1 protein-coding gene and 1 pseudogene are annotated in these 1,081 nt (G+C 58.1%); one reads left to right on the forward strand and one right to left on the reverse strand.

The genetic code is table 11. The features are described 5' to 3' along the window. Nucleotides 1-723: pseudogene (locus tag AUR66_RS22255) on the forward strand (glycoside hydrolase); the annotation flags it as partial. A 15-nt stretch (nucleotides 724-738) separates the two neighbouring features. Here AUR66_RS22255 and AUR66_RS16970 read toward each other — a convergent pair. Then, a partial coding sequence (locus tag AUR66_RS16970) for a right-handed parallel beta-helix repeat-containing protein (RefSeq protein ID WP_197409846.1) occupies nucleotides 739-1,081 on the reverse strand: 343 nt, incomplete at its 5' end.

Here is a 1,081-nt window from a genome sequence, read left to right on the forward strand (position 1 = left end):
CTGATGACGGCGACTGGCGTGGCGTCGCCATCGAAGGAGATTCTACAGTCGAAAGACCGCTGGGAAGAGACACGAGAGTTCGTTCGGTGGTTCATGAACCGGTATGCAGACGACGAGAGACTCCTCGCCATCGAACTCATCAACGAACCAGGGTGGAACAAACGACGCATCGAGTTCTCGAAGTCGATGTACGAGACGATGCAAGAGATGCGCGGAAGCGTCCCACTCACAGTGGGTTCGACGAGTATGTCGAAGAATTCGACCTACGCGAAGTGGGGTCTCGACCTGTTCCAGTTTCACTACAACTTTCCGCCGAGTCAGTCGACGTTCCGCAACGCGGTCCAACGCGTCCAGTCGCTCGACGACGTCCTCTCGCAACCTGTGATGTTGACCGAGTGGCAACGAGTCCGGTCGGTACCGGGGTTCCACAATACTCAACCGAGGGACCAGCGGACGCCGAACTATGCCTCCGTGGCTCCGATACTCACCGAACTGGGGGTGAGCAACTTCTTCTGGTCGCTGATGCTCCAACCGGCGTACTTCTCGTCACAACGACAGATGGGCGTGTTGAACGGGGTGTTCCACGAAGACGGTGCAGTGTGGAGTATCGAAGACGCACAGAGCCTCAAAGCGATGTCCGGAGACGCCGACTTCGATGGCGAAGAGCGCCGCGAATGGCCCCGATGGGCCAAGCCTATCAAAACAGAAGTATACGGTGACTGACCGGCGTGGTCCAATTTACCCGAGTAGCAGTCGAGACCGGTTTGTCCCCAAGTCGGGGTTCTGACGCCGTGGTCTGTCTGTATCTGAGACGACATCCCCGGCGTAGTTTTCTTCGAACACTGTCCCTGTGAGTATCATCTCGTCTCCTCCTCGGTCTTCGTACACCCCTACCAAGTTGTCCCGCACCGTCGACTGCGTCAGGTTGACCCGCCCGGACTGTTTGACCTCCATCCCGAAGGCGTTGTGGACAAGGGTGACGTTGCGGACTGCTACGTCCTCGGCGTGTCGGACTGACACGGCCTGGTTCCAGTCGGTCACGGTCACGTTCTGGATGGTGACGTTCTCGACAGTGTCGTTC

This window comes from Haloferax profundi, assembly GCF_001469865.1.
Lineage (GTDB): Archaea > Halobacteriota > Halobacteria > Halobacteriales > Haloferacaceae > Haloferax > Haloferax profundi.